Origin of the sequence: Bdellovibrio bacteriovorus, from assembly GCF_025558485.1 — a bacterium.
In the GTDB taxonomy this organism is placed as follows: domain Bacteria; phylum Bdellovibrionota; class Bdellovibrionia; order Bdellovibrionales; family Bdellovibrionaceae; genus Bdellovibrio; species Bdellovibrio bacteriovorus_G.
In genome coordinates this window covers 438,156-457,877 of the sequence record NZ_CP102930.1, presented here as the reverse complement: position 1 = coordinate 457,877, position 19,722 = coordinate 438,156, and the positions used below count along the sequence as shown (strand labels likewise).

General features: G+C 49.2%; 19 protein-coding genes. 12 read left to right on the top strand and 7 right to left on the bottom strand.

Translation table 11 applies throughout. From position 1 onward, the window contains the following. Position 1: 1 nt before the first annotated feature. Both EZJ49_RS02390 and EZJ49_RS02385 read right to left on the bottom strand, forming a co-directional pair. Positions 2-682, bottom strand: coding sequence for a hypothetical protein (locus EZJ49_RS02390; RefSeq protein ID WP_262553997.1), 681 nt, complete (start codon positions 680-682; stop codon positions 2-4). Continuing rightward, on the bottom strand, positions 679-1,452 hold the full coding sequence (locus EZJ49_RS02385) for a TIGR02147 family protein (RefSeq protein ID WP_262553995.1): 774 nt from the start codon (positions 1,450-1,452) through the stop codon (positions 679-681). The genes EZJ49_RS02390 and EZJ49_RS02385 overlap by 4 nt, the downstream gene beginning before the upstream one ends. Positions 1,453-1,613: 161 nt before the next feature. Here EZJ49_RS02385 and ftsY point away from each other — a divergent pair, with 161 nt between their 5' ends. Then, on the top strand, positions 1,614-2,816 hold the full coding sequence (ftsY, locus tag EZJ49_RS02380; RefSeq protein WP_262553993.1) for a signal recognition particle-docking protein FtsY: 1,203 nt from the start codon (positions 1,614-1,616) through the stop codon (positions 2,814-2,816). Between the two features lie 100 nt (positions 2,817-2,916). Beyond that, a complete protein-coding gene (locus EZJ49_RS02375; RefSeq protein ID WP_262553991.1) occupies positions 2,917-3,354 on the top strand; it encodes a hypothetical protein in 438 nt (145 codons plus the stop codon). A gap of 14 nt (positions 3,355-3,368) precedes the next feature. On the opposite strand, the gene EZJ49_RS02370 is transcribed toward EZJ49_RS02375, so the two are convergent. Both EZJ49_RS02370 and EZJ49_RS02365 read right to left on the bottom strand, forming a co-directional pair. Continuing rightward, complete coding sequence (locus tag EZJ49_RS02370; RefSeq protein ID WP_262553990.1) at positions 3,369-4,040, bottom strand: oxidoreductase; 672 nt, start codon at positions 4,038-4,040, stop codon at positions 3,369-3,371. 15 nt (positions 4,041-4,055) lie between these two features. Further along, entirely contained in the window at positions 4,056-5,606 is a 1,551-nt protein-coding gene (locus EZJ49_RS02365; RefSeq protein WP_262553988.1) for an SH3 domain-containing protein, read from the bottom strand. 165 nt (positions 5,607-5,771) lie between these two features. On the opposite strand from EZJ49_RS02365, the gene EZJ49_RS02360 reads away from it, so the two are divergent. The 10 genes from EZJ49_RS02360 to EZJ49_RS02315 all read left to right on the top strand — a co-directional run bounded on the left by EZJ49_RS02360 (position 5,772) and on the right by EZJ49_RS02315 (position 16,282). Continuing rightward, positions 5,772-7,403, top strand: a complete 1,632-nt coding sequence (locus EZJ49_RS02360) for a hypothetical protein (RefSeq protein ID WP_262553987.1) — start codon at positions 5,772-5,774, stop codon at positions 7,401-7,403. Positions 7,404-7,547: 144 nt separating this feature from the next. Beyond that, positions 7,548-9,260: a murein L,D-transpeptidase gene (locus tag EZJ49_RS02355; RefSeq protein ID WP_262553986.1), complete on the top strand. Its 1,713-nt coding sequence runs from the start codon at positions 7,548-7,550 to the stop codon at positions 9,258-9,260. Further along, positions 9,260-10,108, top strand: coding sequence for a hypothetical protein (locus tag EZJ49_RS02350; protein ID WP_262553984.1), 849 nt, complete (start codon positions 9,260-9,262; stop codon positions 10,106-10,108). The genes EZJ49_RS02355 and EZJ49_RS02350 overlap by 1 nt, the downstream gene beginning before the upstream one ends. A gap of 64 nt (positions 10,109-10,172) precedes the next feature. Then, a complete protein-coding gene (locus EZJ49_RS02345; protein ID WP_262553982.1) occupies positions 10,173-10,763 on the top strand; it encodes a hypothetical protein in 591 nt (196 codons plus the stop codon). A 135-nt stretch (positions 10,764-10,898) separates the two neighbouring features. After that, positions 10,899-11,207 carry a cell division protein ZapA gene (locus EZJ49_RS02340; RefSeq protein ID WP_262553981.1) on the top strand — a complete coding sequence of 103 codons (309 nt, stop codon included), beginning with the start codon at positions 10,899-10,901 and terminating at the stop codon, positions 11,205-11,207. Positions 11,208-11,233: 26 nt separating this feature from the next. Further along, a complete protein-coding gene (locus tag EZJ49_RS02335) occupies positions 11,234-11,797 on the top strand; it encodes a 5-formyltetrahydrofolate cyclo-ligase (protein ID WP_262553979.1) in 564 nt (187 codons plus the stop codon). Positions 11,798-11,804: 7 nt separating this feature from the next. Beyond that, positions 11,805-13,370, top strand: a complete 1,566-nt coding sequence (gene rny / locus EZJ49_RS02330; RefSeq protein ID WP_262553978.1) for a ribonuclease Y — start codon at positions 11,805-11,807, stop codon at positions 13,368-13,370. Between the two features lie 125 nt (positions 13,371-13,495). After that, complete coding sequence (gene tyrS, locus EZJ49_RS02325; protein ID WP_262553976.1) at positions 13,496-14,716, top strand: tyrosine--tRNA ligase; 1,221 nt, start codon at positions 13,496-13,498, stop codon at positions 14,714-14,716. Positions 14,717-14,772: 56 nt separating this feature from the next. Further along, a complete protein-coding gene (locus EZJ49_RS02320; RefSeq protein WP_262553974.1) occupies positions 14,773-15,411 on the top strand; it encodes a 2Fe-2S iron-sulfur cluster-binding protein in 639 nt (212 codons plus the stop codon). 61 nt (positions 15,412-15,472) lie between these two features. Beyond that, positions 15,473-16,282 (top strand): alpha/beta fold hydrolase, encoded by an 810-nt coding sequence (locus tag EZJ49_RS02315; protein WP_262553972.1) that lies wholly within the window; start codon positions 15,473-15,475, stop codon positions 16,280-16,282. Between the two features lie 76 nt (positions 16,283-16,358). Here EZJ49_RS02315 and EZJ49_RS02310 read toward each other — a convergent pair whose 3' ends face one another. From EZJ49_RS02310 to EZJ49_RS02300, 3 genes are all read right to left on the bottom strand, one after another. Then, positions 16,359-16,685 carry a HesB/IscA family protein gene (locus EZJ49_RS02310; protein ID WP_262553970.1) on the bottom strand — a complete coding sequence of 109 codons (327 nt, stop codon included), beginning with the start codon at positions 16,683-16,685 and terminating at the stop codon, positions 16,359-16,361. Between the two features lie 104 nt (positions 16,686-16,789). Next, positions 16,790-17,959, bottom strand: a complete 1,170-nt coding sequence (locus tag EZJ49_RS02305) for a cysteine desulfurase family protein (protein WP_262553968.1) — start codon at positions 17,957-17,959, stop codon at positions 16,790-16,792. A gap of 95 nt (positions 17,960-18,054) precedes the next feature. Beyond that, a complete protein-coding gene (locus EZJ49_RS02300) occupies positions 18,055-19,542 on the bottom strand; it encodes a hypothetical protein (RefSeq protein WP_262553966.1) in 1,488 nt (495 codons plus the stop codon). Between the last annotated feature and the right edge of the window lie 180 nt (positions 19,543-19,722).

Here is a 19,722-nt window from a genome sequence, read left to right as displayed (position 1 = left end):
TCTATCTCGCCAGTGTCAGTTTGTATTGCAGGTTTTGGCCTTCCACTGTTTTTAACTTCAGATTGGCCACCTTACTGATGCGCCCGCTGGGAACATTGATCAGCACCCAGCGCTTGGTCAGGCTCATGGAGGGAACTGTGAACGGAGAATACAAATGTGTCTCTGGAACTTTAGGCACACCTTGAACCACAGCTTTTCTTTGCTGGATGTCACTGGCTAGCGAGTAAACGGCAGCTCCTCCATAAGCAGCAGCTCCCAGGGCGGTCAGTGCATCGCTGTCTGACAAAATCCCGGCAACGACAAGGGCACCACCGGTCAGGGCGGTCAGTCCGACACCCATACTTTTGTTGTAGTGGTTCATGCGGTGTTCTTCTGATTTGGCTTCAGCCCAGCTTACCAGATCCTTGCCGACAATAATGTTGAATGGCTCGTTGTCAGAATTTGTCAGGTCAAAGTCGGCATTATCCACGCGCACCCATTTTCCGTCGCGGCTGCGGAAATTGATCTGCAAAAGCAGGTTGTAGTCATCAGAATATTCCTGAATCACTTCGGCAGAAACATCCATTTTATAGGGATTGCTTTGATCCGCAGGGTCCGTTGCGGGAAGCGGTTCGCCTTTGATTGCCAGATCTTTACTGGCGCAGGAGGCAAGAAGCAGAAAGACGATAAAATACTTTTTCATGATTGAATCCTTTCAAGTGAAAACAACTGACAGGCGATAACAAAAACTTCTTTTGAATTCGGGGTTTGCAGAAAATCTGCAAGGCGGTCCTGAAACTCTTCCACCATTTTTCGTGCCTGCGGAATTTTGGCGGGATCGGCGGCAAAGGTCATGGCGGAATAGTCTCTTTTTTCCAAAGGCACTTGCGGTATTTTTTCCAGTGCCATTTGCAGAATACTTTGGTGGTAAGCCTGAATCGCGCGGGAGGGGACGTCACTGACCACATTCAGTGGGGCGATTTTTTGTTTTAACAGTTTGCCGTCTTCGATGATGTCCAGACGGCGCAGGCGTTCCAAGGCAGTGCGGGCTTCGCTGACGGAAATTCCCAGACGGTCTGAAATCCAGTAAGGGTCCGCTTTGGCGCCGCGGATTTTACCAAGACTCAGAATCGCGAAGTGATACCATTCGGAAATCACGCGGAATTCATCTTCCTGCAACTGGCGCTTGGCACGTTCAATCGGAGGGGTTTGAACTTTATGTAAAAGAGTCTGCGTTAGCAAAGAGCGTTCATCTTCCGGTGACATGTGCAGGCTTTTTGCGATCTGTCCCAGAACTTCGGATGTGAAGTTGCGCTTTCCGGAAAGAAGCTGGGACAATTGTGCGGGGCTGATGCCAAGGCTGTGGGCAAAGGCCCGCAACGAATAGCTGCTGTTACGTTCTTTTCTGCGCGCCAGTTCTTCTCGCAGCAGGGTGATCGCATCATTTGCAGGTTCTGAAGTCTGTGTTTCCATGCGCTCAAGCTATTTCAGGGGCTCTGTGCCGGTCAATTGAGGTTTGTAAACAGTGTTTCAGAGCTTGAAACAGACCCAGAATGATCTGGTTTCTGTCTGTAAAGTGCGGTAAATAGGGGGTGTTTTCCCTACCTTTTTGACGCGCATAGTTGGAGGTTTCGATGATGTCCCCGGGGCATGAGCAGCAAATTACGATTCTGGCTGGTTTGGTTGTTTTGATCTTTGTAGTGATTTTCGGTGCATTGATCATCAGCATGGTTCGCAGCTCTAAGAAGAAGGCACAGGAACTGACTCACGAAACAAAACGTGAAATTCCGACAACTGCAGAAGTTGAGGAAACCGAGGGTGTGCGTCTGGCGCATATTGATTCCACGGGGAATGTTGTTTCGGATTTATCTGTTCCGGATTTGCATGACGCCGCGGTGGCGCTGGAGGAAAAAGCTGTTGATCTGCGCGACGCCCTTCGCAAGACCGAGGAAAATCTGTTCGGTCGTATTCGCAGTCTGTTCAAAGGTGAAACCAGCAACAAGCATCTGGAAGAGATCGAAGAGATTCTTTATACCAGTGATTTGGGTCCCACCACAGTTCAACGCCTGATGGGAGCAATCGAAGACAAACTTTCAAAAAAAGAACGTGCTGATTACGACACGGTTCGTGAGGCGTTGAAGGAGGAAATCAAAAATATCTTCTCTGATTCAGCTTCCGCGACTGTACAGGGCGGGATTCTGTCCAAGATTAAGTTTGCCTCGGAAGGCCCGACAGTTCTGATGATTGTTGGGGTTAACGGCGCGGGTAAGACCACGTCCATTGGTAAAATCTCTGCACAATTGGCGGGCGAAGGCAAAAAAGTGCTGGTGGCTGCGGGTGATACATTCCGTGCGGCGGCAGGCGGGCAGTTGAAAGTCTGGACGGATCGAGCACAGGTGGAAATCTTTTCTCCGGAAGGTGTAACAGATCCCAGTGCCGTGGCGTTTGATGCTGTGGCGAAAGGCAAGGCTCAAGGGTATGACGTGGTGATCGTGGATACGGCGGGCCGTTTGCACACGCAGGCGAATTTGATGGAAGAAATCAAAAAGATGAAGCGTGTGATGACCAAGGTGATTCCCGATGCGCCTCATGAAACCTTGATTGTCTTGGATGCCAATTCTGGTCAAAACGCTTTGATGCAGGCTAAGGAATTTCATAATGCTTTGGGCCTGACGGGGGCTGTTCTGACTAAAATGGATGGAACTGCCAAAGGTGGGGTGGCCGTGGGACTTGCACAAGAGCTGCATATTCCCATTAAACTGATCGGTGTCGGGGAACGCATTCAGGATCTGCGCACGTTCTCTTCTCAGGAATTTGTGGAGTCTTTGTTCCACTAACTCAAGATAAAACACACAATGCTCTGACAGAATCCTGACGATTTTGCCGGAACATTTCGGCTATAAAGGGGCCTCGAAACTTTTTAAAGCGAGGTTCCTGATGAAACTATTTGTTGTTACTCTTTCTCTTTTGGCTGCGCCGGCCTTTTCCCAAGCCGAAACCTGCTATAAGGCAATGGACTACGTGCCGTATGAAGTTCCGGGCACCATCTGTTTTTCTGAATTAAACGTCACTGCTGATGATCAAAATATCGAAGTGATCAGCCCGGATGGTTCTGCCCCGGCAGTTTTGACTATTGTTAAGACCAGCCGTCACAATGAAGACAAGCTGAACTTTGTTGCCCAGGCGACGATGGTGGATGTTTGGGAAAGCGGTTGCGGTTCCGGATTGTCTGCTGTGTTGAATGTGGCGGGTCGTATTGAGTTCGGAACAATTTATCCGGCAGCTTTGAAGGTTTCCGTGGATGTGGCAAGCACATCTGACACTTGTCATTCCTCTGAACAAAAGTATTCAGTTCAATACGCAGAGATCAAATAATCCCTGCGGCGTAATTATTTTTGATCGGCAATTCTTTGAATGTGATCTGACTTATAGACATGGAATCCCGGGTGAAAATTCAGTGTGGCAATCGCCATCGCCCGGGCAATGTCTGTCGCGGAAATAGCGCGATACTTTTTTAACGGCCCTCTTAATAGGACATTTAACAGCGGACTGATCTTCTGTGCGAACTCTTCCCCGCGCCGGGCTTCTTTGCGCTCTCCTAAAATCAACGAAGGCTGAAAGATTTCAATTTGCGGAATTTTAAGACCTCGCAGGGCTTCTTCCATTTCGCCTTTGACCCGATTGTAGAAGATGCCGGATTGGGGATCAGCACCCAGTGCGGAAATCACCAGCAGTTTCTGTGCGCCGGCTTTTTCGGCCACTTTGGCAAACTGAATAACATAGTCATAGTCCACTTTGCGGAAAGCCTCTTGCGAGCCCGCTTTTTTAATGGTGGTGCCCAGACAGCAAATGAAAACTGTGGCTTGCAAAGCATCCTGATGTTTGTCCAGGGCTTCAAAATCCAAGATGATATTGTCGGTTTTCGGGGGTATTCGTCCCAAAGGGCGGCGGGAGATGGCTTTGATACTTTTGATTTCATCAATGTGGGCTAAAAGCAGAAGGAGCTCGTGTCCCACGAGCCCCGTCACGCCTGTCATACAGACATCAGTTGGGTAGATCATTGATCTCCAGTGGCATTACCTGCTGTTAGGATTGCCGTTGTCGTTCTCAGTTCTGTAAGTCACTTTTGGCGGATTGTGCTTGCCGGAAGTTGTCAGGAACTCAGGAACGGAAGTTCTGAAGTCAGACAAACCACTTACACGGATCACACCTTTGGTTTTTACGCTGTCAGGGTGAGAGTAATCCACCAAGCGACCTTCGTCCACCAGGAAGTAACCTTTGAAGTTTGTTTTCGCTGCATCTTTTTCCCAGCCGGAGTCGATTTTATAACGGTCTCCAGAATCGCCGGAAGCGGCAGATTTTCCATAGTTCAAAGGCGCTGCATTCGGATATTGATCCACATCGTAAGTGCCGCGTTCAATCAGGTTTTGACCTGTGATCACAGGAATAGCTTTGTTGATGATCTCTTGTGCATCAGCAGTCAAACCGTTGCTTCTTTGTGCGCCGTCAGTCAGAAGGATGTAGTTCCATACTGCTGGCTTTTCAAAATTGTGCGCATAGCGAGGCAGTGGAGTCACCTTCTTCTTGAACACGCCAGTGATTGTTTCCACTTCACGAGTGGATTCACGCGCATAGATACGATAGATGTCGGTGCCCGGCGCCAGGATGGAACGCAGGTACGCAATCGCACGGTTTTCCAGACGAGTACAACCGGAGGAGCCCGGGTTTGTGAACAGGTTGGCGAAGAATCCGCGAGTCAGCTCAATAGCAGCAGCTCCGTCTTTACCCCAGCCGATAGTTCCGTGCATCCACTGATAGTTCATACCATTAATGTCGTCAGCCGGAGTCACCTTGGCAGCATACCAGCCGAAAGCACCGTGCATCGTGGTGTTGCCCCTTGCATCTTTCACCATCCATTTGCGGGAGCCCAGCGTTTTTGTCATGCTGTCCGTGATTGGGTCCGGAATATACTTCAGGGACTCTCCGGCTTTATACCAGTGAGGATAATGCTGCTGACCGTCCTGATAGAACTTCACCCACTCAGAAATCTTCGCATGGCCCAGCCAGGTTTTGAAAGCGTGAGGATCTGTTTTTGTTCCTTCTTCAGGACGACCCACGACCATGTCTGTTTCCATCACAAGTTTGTGTGAACAGTTCGGTGTTTCAGTACAACGTTCGTAAACGCGGGTCTTTTCTGTCGCCACGTTCTGGATCACAAAGTACTTCGTGGCAGCTGTGACCAGTGACTTCGTGCTTAGATAGTCCTTGGAAACAAACAATTCAGGTGCCACATCCGCAGATACAGAAGCAGAACGAATGATCTTGATTTGCACAAGGGGAGTCCCCTCATTCAGGACATCGATGATTTCGATTTCATCATTCAGTGACAGCTTGCCCACGATATTTCCGGAGGTCGCATTGCTGCTTCTGACATTTAAAGCATCAGCCGTGATGAAGTAGCGTCCGCCCACCTGCAATTCAGATTTTTGCAAAGCTTGAGGTTTGGCAGAGGATGTGGCGTTGGCTTCAACGGCCGAAATTTCCTGCGCGATACTCAGCATGGGAGAGCTGGCAATCAACATACTCAATACCGCCGAGCACAGTCGGCGAGACTTAAACTTTGTCATGAAACGTCCTCCGATATTTTCAATATCTATTAAACTTCTGTCATTGACTCAAAACCCCTCAGCAAGAAGCGTGACAGGTGTTCTTGCTGCGGTATTTTTGATAGGACTGTTTTCAGCCCGTCGAACAAATGGTCAAAGCGCCCATAAGGGGCACATGGAGGTTACATGACTAAGAAAAGGATTTTGATGTTGGGCTTGTTGTTGTTGCCGGCTTTCGCGGAAGCCCAAAGCAATTCAAGATGGCGTATCACAAAACCATCCTGGACTGCGGTTGACGAACAACGCTTTGGTGAGTTTGTCTCGCAAATCGGCGGAGCTGTCGAGCGTCGTGAATGTGATAAGGTGGACACCTGTCTGCGCAGCTCTGCAAACCCCTATGCAGGAACTGACCCGTCCAACCTAAGACTTTTTGCTGATTGTGCTGATCTACCATATTATCTGCGCGGGTATTTTGCCTGGAAGAACGGTCTTCCCATGTCCGTCGTCAGCAGTGTCAGTGCGCGTCCGGGAAACACCAACAAGGATGTGCGTTATTCCACGATGGGAAATTACGTCACCGGCCGTTATGATGTTATTCCTTCCCGCACCAGTTCCCCGAATGCCGTCAGTTTGCTGAACAGTACTTTGATTGATATGACTTATTCGGCAACATTTCGCATGATCGGTCAGGAAGACACCGGACGTTTCACTGATTTTTATCCGGTCAAGCTAAGTCGTGAAACCATTCGTCCGGGCACAGTGATCTATGATCCCAACGGGCATGTGGCGATTATTTATAAAGTCACTGATGACGGACGGATTTTTTATATAGATTCTCACCCGGACAACACGCTGACCTCAGGAATGTACACGCCCAAGTTTTCACGAAGCCATCCACAACACGGGGCGGGCTTTAAAAACTTCCGTCCTTTGTCCTTGCAGGGCGCGCAGCGAAACTCGGCCGGGGACTATTATGGCGGTAAGATTATCGGGGCTCGCAATGATCAACTGGCGGCTTACAGTCTGGAACAGTTCTATGGTAACAGTCCGGACCCTGAAGGCGTCTGGAACAAGGGGAAGTTCCTGTTCCGTGGGGTGGCCTTTCCGTACTATGATTATCTGCGTATTATGATGGCCAGCGGGGAACTGCGTATTGATCCTATCAAGGATATGCAGCAGGTGCTGGCGGATATTTGCGTGAACTTGAAGGACCGCGTGGTGGCGGTGGAACAAGCTCGTAAAGCCGGTGTTGATATGAAGCCCCATCCCGAGCGTCTGCCGACAAATATTTATGGAACTGTCGGGGAATGGGAGGACTACGCGTCACCAAGTCGGGATGCGCGCCTGAAAGTGTCTTTCATGGATATTCTGAATCAGTCCCGCAATCTGGTGCAGCGTCATCGTGCGGGTGATCCGGCGATCGTGTATTCGGGTGCGAATCTGGCTGCGGATCTTCTGGCCACTTATCAACGCGAAGCCGCCGCCTGTCAGTTTACGTATGTGAACTCCAGCGGTTCACCCGTGACCTTGAATCTGGAAGAGGGGCGTCAGCGTGTGTTTGCGATGAGTTTTGACCCTTATCATTGTGTCGAGCTGCGCTGGGGGGCAAGCAACCCGCAGGAGCTGGCATCCTGCCGCGATGATGAAAATAAGCGCCTTTGGTATGATCGTGAAAAGTGGCTGCGCTATCAGTGGGAACGTCGCTATGATTCGCGCATGGATTACTCTTTGGACGAGCTGACCGGTCCGAAGCCGGGTGCCGGTATTGCCCAGCCGCCGGATGTGGATATTATCCGCCTGCTGAACTCTTTGATGTGAAAAACGGGGGCTGAAAAGCCCCTGTCTCATTTTGAGATTCGCTGACAATTCGCGGCTCCTGTCTAGAAAAGTTTACCCGAAACCCTTTTGGCTGCCAGCAGGGGTGGCACTTTATTTGGATATAAGGAACCTGAAGAGGTTTCTATGTCTATGAAAAGTTGGGTTAAGAAGTCTATCTATATTAGTTGTGGTCTAAGTATTCTGATGTCGTCCGGCGCAGGGGCGACCACACCTGCGCAGATTGAAACTCAGCTTAACAGGCAAAGCCCTTCGCCGTTATTTAAGATTGGCGACTATTTTCTGCATCAAACTCCGCTTCTGACTCTTTATAAGCTTCGTGGCTATCGTCCGATTTGGGTGACGGCGGACGGGAAGCTGACACCGATGGCGACGAAGCTTAAGACTGTTTTGAAAACGGCACATCTGCACGGATTGAATGTCGCGGATTATTGGGATGCGACCCTGGAAGGGTATTCCACCAGTCCTAAGCTGGCCAGTTTCTCTATTACTTTGGAACTTATGATGACTGAAGCGCTGCTGCGCTATGTGGATCACTTGCAGAATGGTCGTCTGGACCCGCGTCAGGTGGATTCGGATATTAAAGTTGATCGCAAGGTCTTTAAGGACTTCGATGTTCTGAAGAACACGTTGGATACTGCGGAATCAAGATCTGCGGAAGACCTGCGTGCACTGCTGGATAAGTTTTCCCCGCGGGGTGCGAACTATGCGGATCTGAAGCAGCTTCTGGCCTATTTCCGCGGCATTGAAGATGCCAAAGAGTGGGCTGACATCAAAGCTCCATCCAGCAAATTTATGCTGGGTTATAAAGGACCTCAGGTTGTGCAGTTGCGCTTGCGTCTGCTGTCTTTGGGGTATCGTTTGAATAATTTTGAAAGCAATGTGTTTGACAGCGAAGTGGATGCGGCTGTTCGCAAATTCCAGGAATCCAGCAACCTGACCAGTGACGGGATTGTCGGTCCTCAGGTTCTGCGCTTTATGAATGTGCCGGTCAGCGAGCGTATTATGCAGATCGAAGCCAATATGGAACGACTGCGCTGGCTGCCAAGTGAAATGCCGACCCGTTATGTTTATGTGAATATTGCGGCGGCAGAGTTCCGTCTTTATGACAACTATAAGCGCGTGATGAAATTCCGTGCGATCTCCGGCCGCGAGCACTGGCGTACGCCGATGCTTTACAATGACCGTGTGACTTATGTTGAGCTAAATCCTGAGTGGGTTGTTCCGGACAGTATTGCCGCGACCAAAATTCCGATGATCAAGGCTGATCCGAATTATCTGTCCAGGAAAGGCTTCAGTGTTCGCAAGTGGGTGAATGGGGCGTTGGTGGACGTGTCTGCCAGTGAACGCGCCAATATCAACTGGGACCGTTTTGTCAGAAACTATGTTCTGGTTCAGGAAGCGCGCACAGACAATGCCCTGGGCGTGGTGAAGTTCCCGCTAAGAAATGAATACTCTATTTATCTGCACTATACGGATAATAAAAATCTTTTCGATGATACCAGTCGTCAGTTGAGTTCCGGTTGTGTTCGTTTGGAAGACCCTTTCCAGTTTGCCGAATACATTCTTTCGGGAAATACGACAGCCATCAGTCCTTCCGGTGGCAGTTGGACGAAGTATGAAATGAGTGGTTTGGTTCCTTCTCATGAAGGTGATCGTCCGGACCCTCGATATCAGAAGATGCGCATTCCGTTAATCACTCCGGTTCCGGTGTTTCTGACTTATTATACCGTGGACAGAACGGACGATGCCGAACTGCGCTTCCTTCCGGATGTGTACGGTCAGGATAAAAGAATTGTGAATATGATTAAAGTGAAGTCTTCCGGGGAGTTGTTCTAATGAAACTTTTAAAACGATTCGGAACTTATGCCGTTTATGCCTCCATGTTGGTAAGTGCCTCCTGGGCGCAGGCGCAAAGTATGGGCTCTATGACCGTGAATGGTCAGGCCGCTCCTTCGCAGGTTTTCAAAAAAGTGAAAGTCGCGCAGTGTGTGGAAGGGCAAAGTGGGTCTTGCAGCAAACCTGTGTTCTTTGATCTGAATGCTCGTCAGGAACTGGCAGAGGGAACATATCTGGTTGGATTTGAAAACACTCTTTATCCGGGGCTGGTCAGGGTGCAGGCCGGACAGAACACGGTTTTGAATTTGGAGCGTTTGGATATCCCGGCGATTAAAGGCGAGCGTGTGGTTGTTTATCGCAATCTGCAGTCGAAAACAGAGCAGGATAAATTTTTGGAGTCCTTCTTCTATGGAAAAAAGTCCTTCTTCCGTTTGGAGAAGGGGAATTTTGGTGATCTTTATCTGACGGGTGCGTGGGAAAAAGATGCCATCCAGCGCTTGTCTTACGAAGGTTGTCCGACGCGTTTGTCAGAGCGGGACAAGTCCCAGCTTCCTGATGCTGATAGAAAAAGAATTTTGGAAGTGGATTATTTGTGCAACATGGTTCGTGATGCCAGCTCTCCGGCGGATCTTGCGGGACTTTTTGACTTCAGTAATGACAAGAATGGCAGAATTGTCCAGAACTGGGTGTCGGCTCCGGGAATTGCCATGGATATTACTCATGATCGTTATTTAGTGGCGACCCCGACCAGACCAGGATCTTATGTGATGGTCTTCCCGGGTTCATACACGGTGCAGGCGTTGGGGAAAGATGCCAAAGCGGGCGTCTCAGTCCAAGTCGGAATGTAGATCAGAACCCGGTCCTTCTTGGTTTTTCATTGAACCCAGAGAGGCTTTTCACTACCCTAAGTACATGCTCAAGAACGTATTTGGTTTGATCTTATTGTTGGGGCCGCTGTCGGTGGCGGCTCAAGGCGTAAAGCCCATCTCTGTTTCGTATGAAAACCTCATGCGCTGTTTCCCGGAACTACAAGATGAAAAACTGTCATTTAAGGTGGATTTGAACCGCCTGAAGGACATCGCAGATGAAAAGTTCGTGACGTCTCAGTCGCAGCTGCGTCAAAGAAAGATCCACTATCTGGATGCAGAAAAACAGGCGATGAACCTGATTCTGCGTACCAAGTTTTCCGGAGCAAAAAAGGTCCAGACCGAGCTGATCTTGCAGCAGGTCGATGAAAAGGGCGTTGTGACGGATATCAAATTGACTGAGAATCAGCGCATCAATCCCAAACAAGACACCATCAACAACTTTCTGCTGAATTCTGTGATCAAAACAGATGAATACTCTTATAATGACACGAAGCTTAATGGAGTTTCTGCGGCCTATATGCGCAACTTCAAGGATGTCATGGAGTATGAACTGAACGACAGTCCGGGCAACAGGTCCGTCGTCTGCGAAAATCAGAAGAATCTCGGCATTATATGCACCTGTTCTAAAAAATAAATCTGTTGAATATCGACCTTTTAGAGATATACTTTTTGGAGTGTTGATCTAGGAATTTTTCTAGAGTTTTAAAAGGTTTAGGCATTTTTACTGGCCGGTTTAGGCCCCATAGATTCTGCAGCTGTTGAGGTGCTAGTGACATCTGAGAAAAAAACCTACAATTTCCTAATTGCGGGTGTCCCTTACAAATTAAAAACCTCTCACGACGATGCGACTGTTGAGGAGCTCGTTGAATTTGTAAACAACAGAATGAATCAAGCCATGTCCATCACAAAGAATGGCTCTTTCCAGAATGCGGCCGTACTCACGGCGATGAATCTTGCCGAAGAACTTATTCTATTGAAACGTAAAGCCCACCGCGAGTTGGAAAAACTTGAGGAAAGAGCTTTGCAGCTTTCAATGGATCTAGAAAATTCCAAGAACAACAAGGTTTTGAACAACTGACTTTGTTTTGATTTCTTGGAGTGTCCATGTCTGTTTCCTGGAGCTCTAAAAAGGACTGTCGGTCCTTCTTTAAATCTCTTTGCGCTCAAGAGTTTGCGCAAGGTCTTGTTCAACATCAAAAGCAGCTCGATGCTCACCTGCGGGATTTTTTAAAATCGCAGGCGGGTGTTTGGGGAGCCTATCGGGCATTGCCGGAAGAGGCGCAGGTCGAGGAAGTGATTCACATTCCGCACTTGCGATGGGCCTTTCCGAAAATGGTCGAGGGGCATTTGGAATTCTTTGAGACCCGGGCTTTCGTTCTGGGACCCTATGGAGTCTGGGAACCTCAGCCCGGCTCTGCACAAAGATTCCTGTCCGAGATTTCGGGGCTGCTTATTCCCGGTTTGGTTTTTAATAAGAATGGCAATCGCCTGGGTAAAGGTAAGGGGTTTTATGACAAGACCCTGCAGGACTACCAGGGGATCAAGGTTGGAATTTGTTTTGATTTTCAGATCGCAGCAGATCCGCTTCCTACCGAGCCTCATGATGTGGTGATGGATTACCTTCTCACAGAATCAGGCTGGGTCGATTGCAAGAAGTATCAGGAGTGAATGAATCATGGAGATCGTAATCAGCGCCATTATCGGCCTGTTCATTGGTGGAGTCGTTGTTTTCGTTATCAAGCGCTTGCAGGATAACAACAAAAAGAAATCAGCACGTTTTGAGGCTGAGCGTATTGTTAACAAGGCCAATTCTGAGGCTGCCAAAATTAAAAAAGATTCCGAAAACAAAGCCAAAGACTTTGAAACCCGCGCCCGCAAGAATGTCGAGCAGGACATTCACAAGCAAAAATCCACTTTGAAAAACAAAGAGTCCCAGTTGGACCGTCGTTTGAAAGAGATCGAGGATCAGTTCAAACAAAAAATGGAAGAAAACGAAAGATACCTGAATTCTTTGAAGGATCGCGAGGAAAAAGTGGCGATCTCTGAAAACCGTATCAAGGATCTGGAGAAAAAAGGCGAACAGCACGCTGTTGAATTGAAAAACAAGCTGGAATCCGTTGCGGCCATGAGCCAGGACGAAGCTCGTCGCCAGTTGCTGACAGCCCTGGAAGATGAAGCCAAGCAGGAAGCTGCGAAGAAAATTGCGCAGATCGAGGCGGAAGCCCAAAAGGAATCTGACGTTAAAGCCAAGCGTATTCTGGCAACCGCGTTATCGCGTTTTGCATCTGAATACACTTCTGAAAGAACAGTCAGTGTTCTGGCTCTGCCAAATGACGAGATGAAAGGTAAAATCATCGGTCGTGAGGGGCGTAACATCCGTACATTGGAAGCTCACTGTGGTGTGGACTTGATCGTGGATGACACTCCGGAGGCTGTGGTTATTTCCGGCTTCGATCCGGTTCGTCGTGAACTGGCTCGTCGTACAATTGAAAAATTGATGGAAGACGGCCGTGTGCACCCGGCGCGCATTGAAGAAGTCGCTGAAAAGCAGCGTAACGAACTGATGAAATCCATCAAAGAAGAAGGCGAACGTCATGTGATGGAACTGGGTATTCCAAACATGCACCCCGAACTGATTAAAATCATCGGTGGTTTGAAGTACCGTTCTTATCAAGGTCAAAACGCCTTGAATCAGTCTTTGGAAGTTGCGACCATTGCCGGTCTTTTGGCCGCCGAACTGGGTGTCAGTGTGAAACTGGCACGCAGAGCAGGTCTTTTGCACAACATCGGTAAAGCCATCGACCACACTATCGAGGGCAGCTACGCCTTTGTGGGGGCGGAAGCCGCGAAGAAATACAATGAATCTGAAGACGTGTGTCACGCAATTCGTGCGCACAACGAAGAGGAAAAGCCACATTCAATTCTGGCTTGGATTGTTCATGCAGCTTACACACTTTCAGTTTCCCGTCCGGGCGCGCGTCGTCCGCAGATGGATTCCTTCATTCACCGTTTGGAAGACCTTGAAAGTATCGGTAACAGCTTCGACGGCGTCTTGAAAACACTGGCGCTGCAAGCAGGTAAAGACATCCGTGTTCTGGTTGAATCCGCGAAAGTGACTGACGATCATGCTGTGATGCTGTCTCGCGATATCGCTCGTAAGATCGAACGCGAAGTTCCGCAAGCAGGACAAGTCAAAGTCACCGTCGTCCGCGAAACCCGTTCCGTCGAACACGCGAGGTAGTCCCGCCCACGGCGAGGATGCCGTAGCGCTGGCAAGCGCGCAGGCTGGACTGAGACCGCCCACGGGGCGAGGATGCCGTAGCGCTGGCAAGCGCGCAGGCTGGACTGGACTAATGGAGTTAGGTAATGTTTTTAGATCCTAAAGAGCAGTTGGAAAGAATCAAGTTCGGTGTTGCTGAATTTATCAGTGACGAGGACATGCTTAAAAAACTAAAGCGTTCCAAAGAGACGAACAAGCCATTGAATATCAAACTGGGTGCTGACCCCACTCGTCCTGACATTCATATCGGTCACACAGTGGTCATCAACAAGCTGAAAACCTTCCAGGATTTGGGGCACAAAGTGTCCTTCCTGATCGGGGACTTCACCGCGATGATTGGGGACCCTTCAGGAAAAAACACGACTCGTCCGATGCTGACTCGTGCAGAAATCGAACAGAATGGTCTGACGTACGCAAAACAGATCTTTAAGATTCTGGACCCGGAAAAAACCGAGATCGTTTACAACTCGTCCTGGATTATGAAAATGAATCCGGCAGAGTTCATCACCATGACCTCCAAGTACACCGTGGCGCAGATGTTAGAGCGCGAGGACTTCACCAAGCGTTACAAGTCCGGGACTCCGATTGGGATTCATGAATTTATCTATCCACTGACACAAGGTTACGATTCCGTGGCTTTGAAAACTGACGTGGAGCTGGGCGGGACAGATCAGAAGTTCAATCTTCTTGTCGGTCGTGCGATGCAGGGCTCTTACGGTCAGGAACCTCAGTGTGTGCTGACGATGCCAATTTTGGAAGGTATTGATGGCGTGAATAAGATGTCCAAGTCGTTGGATAATTATATCTCTGTTGTTGATACACCTAAAGACATGTTCGGTAAAACCATGCGGGTTTCTGATGAACTGATGTTCCGTTGGTATGAACTTCTGACGGACATCACGGGTACTCAGCTGGCGCAATTGAAAGCAGATGTCGCTGAAGGCCGCAAACATCCAAGAACAGTGAAAGTGGAACTGGCGAAGTTCCTTATTAAACGCTTCCATTCTTTGGCAGAAGCACAAGCTGCGGAAGACGAGTTCAACCGTATCTTCGTGGAAAAAGGCCTGCCGGATGAAGTTCCTGACTTTGAAGCTCCGGCAGAAGCGCAAGTGGGCTTTGCCGCGTTGATGGTGAAGGCGGGCTTGGCGGCTTCCAACAGTGAAGCCGGTCGTCTGATTCAGGGTGGTGGCGTGCAGATCGACGGGGAAAAGGTTTCTGATCCGCGTTTGAAAATGGATCTGATTACTGGCAAAAGCTTTGTAGTTAAAGCCGGTAAAAAGAAGTTCGTTAAAATTGTAGTTAAGTAAAAAACTGTCGTGCCTTCGGGAACGACTGTTCAGTTTAGTTTAAAAGGATCTTGGTTATGAAAATCAAATTTCTTCCGCAGAATATCGAAGTTGAAGGCACTCCCAACAAGAGCCTTTTGCAGATTGCTACGGAAAACAAAATCGAGATCCGCTCTATCTGTAAAGGTGTTCCTTCCTGCGCCGAATGCCGTGTGCGCATTAAGGAAGGGGATTCCAACATTCTACCGCCCAACAAGGCAGAGCTGAACCTGATTGGAACCAGCCACTTTATTGATGGCCGTCGTTTAAGCTGTCAGGTGCATTGTTATGGTGACGTGACGGTGGATTTGACGGAACAAGTGGAACGCATTGAAAATCAGACCAAGAAAATCCGTGGATTCCGTGCGAACAAGCACATCGAATCCAAGGCCGTGAACGACACCATGTTGCTCAGTGAAAAACCCGAGGATAAGCTGACCCCGGACAAGGTCCAGGCTCAGCCATCCCAGCCGTCGGGGACTGAGGAAAAACGTCCTCAGCAGCAGCAGCAACATCAGCAGCAAAAACAGCAGCAGAATAAGCCAAAGCAGCAACAGAATCAGCAGAAGGCACAGTCTGGTAAGAACCAAAATCAGAATAAAAATCAGGGTGGCCAACCCAAGCAACAGCCACAGAAGCAGCAACAACAGCAGCAGGACCGCAAGCCGCAGAAATAGTCTGCGGTCTGGACCGAAGGGCAGTATCCTGTAAACAGATCTTTACCGATATGTTTCATGGATGTCACACAAGATCACTTTCCGGGAACGGGGACAGGGACCACTGCTAATACTTCTTCATGGTTATGGAGGAAGTGTTCATCATTGGGATTCAATTGCTGAAAGTCTGTCGCAGACCTACCGGGTGGTTGTTCCGAATCTAAGTCACATCTATATGAGCAGCGACAAGCTGTTCTTCACCGTGCAAATCGAAGTTCTGGCGCGCTTCATTCAGGAAAACTTTCCCAATCAGCGTGTGAACGTGGCGGGTCTTAGTTATGGCGGTGCCTTGTGCTGGGGACTGGCCACGCATCATCCGCAACTGGTGAAAAGAACCGTGTTGATCAATCCGATGGTGACAGATCCCATCCGTCATTTTCTGCCAAAGGAGCTGAAATTCTTTTTCTCTATTCCGCTGAATCTGAAAAGCGTTTATGTGATGCTTTCCACACCGATGGGTCGCAGTTTCCTGAAGCGATCCGCACAAATTTTCAGGGATGAGCGCAGTGAAGGGGCCGTGTCGGTAGAAACCTTAAAGGGCCGCAAGTTGCAGTTTGTTGCCCATATGATCCATCACTTTGCGTGGATTTTGCGTTCCGAGGATTGGGCTTATTGGCACACTCGTCTTTACACTTATCGCGGTGACTGCCGTCTGATTTATGATGAACAGGATCTGCTGTTTAATCAGGATGCCTATCGTCAGTTTGCCCGCCATATTGGTTGTGAAGATATTGTGACTCTGACCGGGGCCGGTCATTTGGCGATCAAAACTCAGCCGGAAGAAGTGGCTCGACTGATTCAGGAATTTATCAGCACAGCCGTAGCCGCTTAAAAAGGAAAAGGGAAAAGGTACGGACTTACTTTTGGTAGCGCACTTGCACAACCAAAAGTAAGTCCGTACCTAAAAATTAAACGTTGAAGCTGGAACCGCAACCGCAGTGCTTGTTGGCGTTGGGGTTGTTAAAGACAAAGCCTTTGCCGTTAAGACCTCCGGAATACTCCAGAGTCATACCCAAAAGATAAAGCATGCTTTGAGAATCAACGGCTACCTTTTGACCGTGGGATTCAAAGAACTTGTCTCCATCGCGAGTCACAGTGTCGAAATCCATCTTATAAGACAATCCAGAGCATCCACCTTTTTTAACTTCAACGCGCAAAAAGGCAGCATCTTCTTTGCCTTCTTCTTTTTTTAGCGTCGCAAGCTTTTGCGCGGCTTCAGGTGAAATGTTAATCATCGCGAACTCCTTTAACTGCGGTACGGTTTAGTATAACACAGCTGTCAAGGGGTTGGGAGGCTTCAGATAAGCCTCCGGTTGATGTTTGTAAGTATATGAAAAGACTATTTATTTATGGCTAATTTGAGGATTTCAGCAGCTTTGCTGAGTTCTTCCCGGGTTGTCCAACGCCCCAGACTTAGGCGCAAAGAGCACTGCACTTCATCAGCGGAAAGCCCCAATCCCCGCAGAACATGGCTGACCACCATGGCGCCGGTCCCACAGGCAGAACCAGTGCTGACCCCCAGCTTTTGCAAACGAGGCAGAATCTGCTCGGTTTTAATTCCCGGTAAAGTGATATTCAAATTGGCCGGAGATCTTTCTGTGGGATGACCATTCAGATGAACTCCGGGAATGGCTTCCTGAAGTTGCTGCCACAGGAAGTTACGCAGTTCAGTCATGTGCTGAATTTCGCTGTCCAGATTTTGCTGACACAGTTCGCACGCGGTTCCGAACCCAACAACGGCTGGAACATTCACAGTCCCGGAACGCAGGCCGCGTTCCTGACCTCCGCCATAAATCAAAGGATTCAGCTGAACTTTGGGATCTTTGCCGCGAATATAAAGTGCACCGATACCCTTAGGGCCATAGATTTTATGGCCGGAGAAAGACATCAGATCAATACCCATTTCAGTGACGTTGACCGGAATTTTTCCCGCGGCTTGAGTGGCGTCCGTGTGCAGATAGATCTGGTGTTCACGGGCGATCCGGGCGATTTCCGGAATCGGATTGATAGAGCCGATTTCGTTATTCACCCAGATAAAGCTCATCAGTTTGGTATGCGGCTTGATGGCCTTTTTGATTGCTTCCAGTTCCACCTGTCCATATTTGTTGACCGGAAGGAAATCAACTTCGACACCTTGTTTTTGCACGGCGGCCATCGCCTTCATGACAGAACTGTGTTCAATCTGGCTGGTGATAAAATGAATCGGAGCTGTGGGGTTTTCCTCACGCAGTTTGGAAAGCAATCCAAAGATCACCCAGTTGTTGGATTCAGTCGCGCCGCCAGTGAAAGTGATTTCCAAAGGACGGGCACCGATCAGCCCGGCCACCTGAGTGCGTGCTTTACCAATGGCGTTTTCAGCAACCCAACCCCAGTGATGACCGGCGCTGGCGGGATTGCCGTAAAGTTCTTTGAAGTAAGGCTCCATGCTTGCAAAGACCCGAGGGTCCACCGGAGTCGTGGCATTGTAATCAAGATAAATGGCGCTGTCTTGTTGCAAGGTAGTTCCCATCGGACGTTCTGAACTTAATTCCATATAAGCTAAGAGCTAAACCTTGCCCGGGCGCGGGGTCAATAGAAAATCCGGAAACTGCGCCTTGGCGTGGTTTAGACGGAAACTTTTTCTTTCAGTTTTTCCTCAAAAAGCTGGATTTTTTCATTCAGGAAGTTCTGCGCGCGGTATTTGTCCAGATCCTGAATTTCAGCTTTGAGCACATGCAAATTGGACACGCCCTGACTTTGCAGCCTCTGTTTTTGCACATTGAAGAACTTGCTGCCGCGGGGGGTGTACAGGACATATTTATTGTTCTTGGGCAGATATATATAAACATTAAATTCCACGGCGACATCACCGGCAAGCTCATTCAAATGAATGCTGGCCATTTCCTCGTCAGCGGAGCTGCCGGTGGTGATTTTCACGTCTTCACGCGGGAAAAAAGCCATCGCCACTTCATGTCCGTTGTGCACGGATTTACGCAGAAACTCCGCCTGCTCCAGTGCCCAGTCCTCGAAGGGAACCTCTTTGATTTTAAGCTGCATGGGATCGCTGTCCTCGATGGTTTCTCCGTTTTCCTTAAGGAAGCGGAACAACCGTTCACGAATTTTGGCGATGAACATGTCATCAATCTGACGGTCTTTTCCCATGGCGGTGATCAGATAGCCGGAAAAGCGCGGGGATTCGACAACGATGCAGGATGTATTGGTGGAATCCGCAATGGCCTCGGAGTCCGCAAATGACGTTTTCACGCAGGACTTGTCCAGGGCATCCTTGGTTCCACGCAGAATAATGGAATCTTTTTTTGTGGCGGAGGGATGATTTTCAATTTGCTCTGGCGTGGGGCGGTCTGTGTGTTTTGCAGGCTGTTCCAACGGCGCCCAACCGGGGCTGCTATTACGAAGAGAGCCCACAGGGTTAAAAGGGGACCCGTGTTCATCCGTGGGACTTTGTTGGCGGGCCCAGTCGGGTCCCAAGCCACTGTTACCTGCTGATAAGCCGGGCGTTTGAGTCAGGCTGTCGCCGGAAAGAACGCCGCTTAAAGACGAGCCGACGGGGGTGCTGCTCATGGCACTCATGTCATCGCCGCTTAAGAGTTGTTGTAGGATACTGTGCGCGCTGGAAACATCCTCGCCCGAGCCCTGGCCTTTGATGGAAATCACACCGTCAGAACCTTCGGCGGTGTTGCCGCTGCGATTGAAGGCGGGATTGCTGTCGCGGGTTTGCTGATCCTTGTAGTATTTGTTCACAGTCCGTTCCACCGCAGGTCCGGTGACGGGCGGATAAAGAATATATTCAGTGTTACAGTTGTTCAGCAGGGTGAAGGACGCGGCTGAATTGGTTTCTGCAAAAGCAATCACACAAACCGGAAAGGCCTGAGTCAGAATCTTTGGCAGGTTGCGCACCTTGCGATTGGGATGATCAATGCTGACCATGACAAACTGAGGTTGTTCCTGCACCAGAAAGATCAAAGCCTCTTTCAAGTTGGTGGTGGATTTGATGTTCCATTCGCGGTTGCGTAAGAATCCTTCGACAGCTCCCAGACTTGTTGAGTTGGCCTTAATAATAAGGAGCTTCTTTTTGACGGTCTCTTGATTCATGCCCCACTCCCGTGTTGCTTTTTTCATAGAATTCTTAACGGCTTACTGATGACCCTAAACAAGCGTCGGGGATTAAAGACAGGTCATATTGCCAAGCCTTAACGTTCACCCCGCCTTAAGACCATTGGCTTTTCGAACATGTGTGAGGGGCTTCTTGCTTGGCTGAAAGAAAAACTCCCT

Bases quoted from the DNA above. Each gene is read 5' to 3' on its own strand.
- EZJ49_RS02390 (WP_262553997.1), bottom strand. From the start codon at position 682: ATGAAAAAGTATTTTATCGTCTTTCTGCTTCTTGCCTCCTGCGCCAGT.
- EZJ49_RS02385 (WP_262553995.1), bottom strand. From the start codon at position 1,452: ATGGAAACACAGACTTCAGAACCTGCAAATGATGCGATCACCCTGCTG.
- ftsY (WP_262553993.1), top strand. From the start codon at position 1,614: ATGATGTCCCCGGGGCATGAGCAGCAAATTACGATTCTGGCTGGTTTG.
- EZJ49_RS02375 (WP_262553991.1), top strand. From the start codon at position 2,917: ATGAAACTATTTGTTGTTACTCTTTCTCTTTTGGCTGCGCCGGCCTTT.
- EZJ49_RS02370 (WP_262553990.1), bottom strand. From the start codon at position 4,040: ATGATCTACCCAACTGATGTCTGTATGACAGGCGTGACGGGGCTCGTG.
- EZJ49_RS02365 (WP_262553988.1), bottom strand. From the start codon at position 5,606: ATGACAAAGTTTAAGTCTCGCCGACTGTGCTCGGCGGTATTGAGTATG.
- EZJ49_RS02360 (WP_262553987.1), top strand. From the start codon at position 5,772: ATGACTAAGAAAAGGATTTTGATGTTGGGCTTGTTGTTGTTGCCGGCT.
- EZJ49_RS02355 (WP_262553986.1), top strand. From the start codon at position 7,548: ATGTCTATGAAAAGTTGGGTTAAGAAGTCTATCTATATTAGTTGTGGT.
- EZJ49_RS02350 (WP_262553984.1), top strand. From the start codon at position 9,260: ATGAAACTTTTAAAACGATTCGGAACTTATGCCGTTTATGCCTCCATG.
- EZJ49_RS02345 (WP_262553982.1), top strand. From the start codon at position 10,173: ATGCTCAAGAACGTATTTGGTTTGATCTTATTGTTGGGGCCGCTGTCG.
- EZJ49_RS02335 (WP_262553979.1), top strand. From the start codon at position 11,234: ATGTCTGTTTCCTGGAGCTCTAAAAAGGACTGTCGGTCCTTCTTTAAA.
- rny (WP_262553978.1), top strand. From the start codon at position 11,805: ATGGAGATCGTAATCAGCGCCATTATCGGCCTGTTCATTGGTGGAGTC.
- tyrS (WP_262553976.1), top strand. From the start codon at position 13,496: ATGTTTTTAGATCCTAAAGAGCAGTTGGAAAGAATCAAGTTCGGTGTT.
- EZJ49_RS02320 (WP_262553974.1), top strand. From the start codon at position 14,773: ATGAAAATCAAATTTCTTCCGCAGAATATCGAAGTTGAAGGCACTCCC.
- EZJ49_RS02315 (WP_262553972.1), top strand. From the start codon at position 15,473: ATGTCACACAAGATCACTTTCCGGGAACGGGGACAGGGACCACTGCTA.
- EZJ49_RS02310 (WP_262553970.1), bottom strand. From the start codon at position 16,685: ATGATTAACATTTCACCTGAAGCCGCGCAAAAGCTTGCGACGCTAAAA.
- EZJ49_RS02305 (WP_262553968.1), bottom strand. From the start codon at position 17,959: ATGGGAACTACCTTGCAACAAGACAGCGCCATTTATCTTGATTACAAT.
- EZJ49_RS02300 (WP_262553966.1), bottom strand. From the start codon at position 19,542: ATGAATCAAGAGACCGTCAAAAAGAAGCTCCTTATTATTAAGGCCAAC.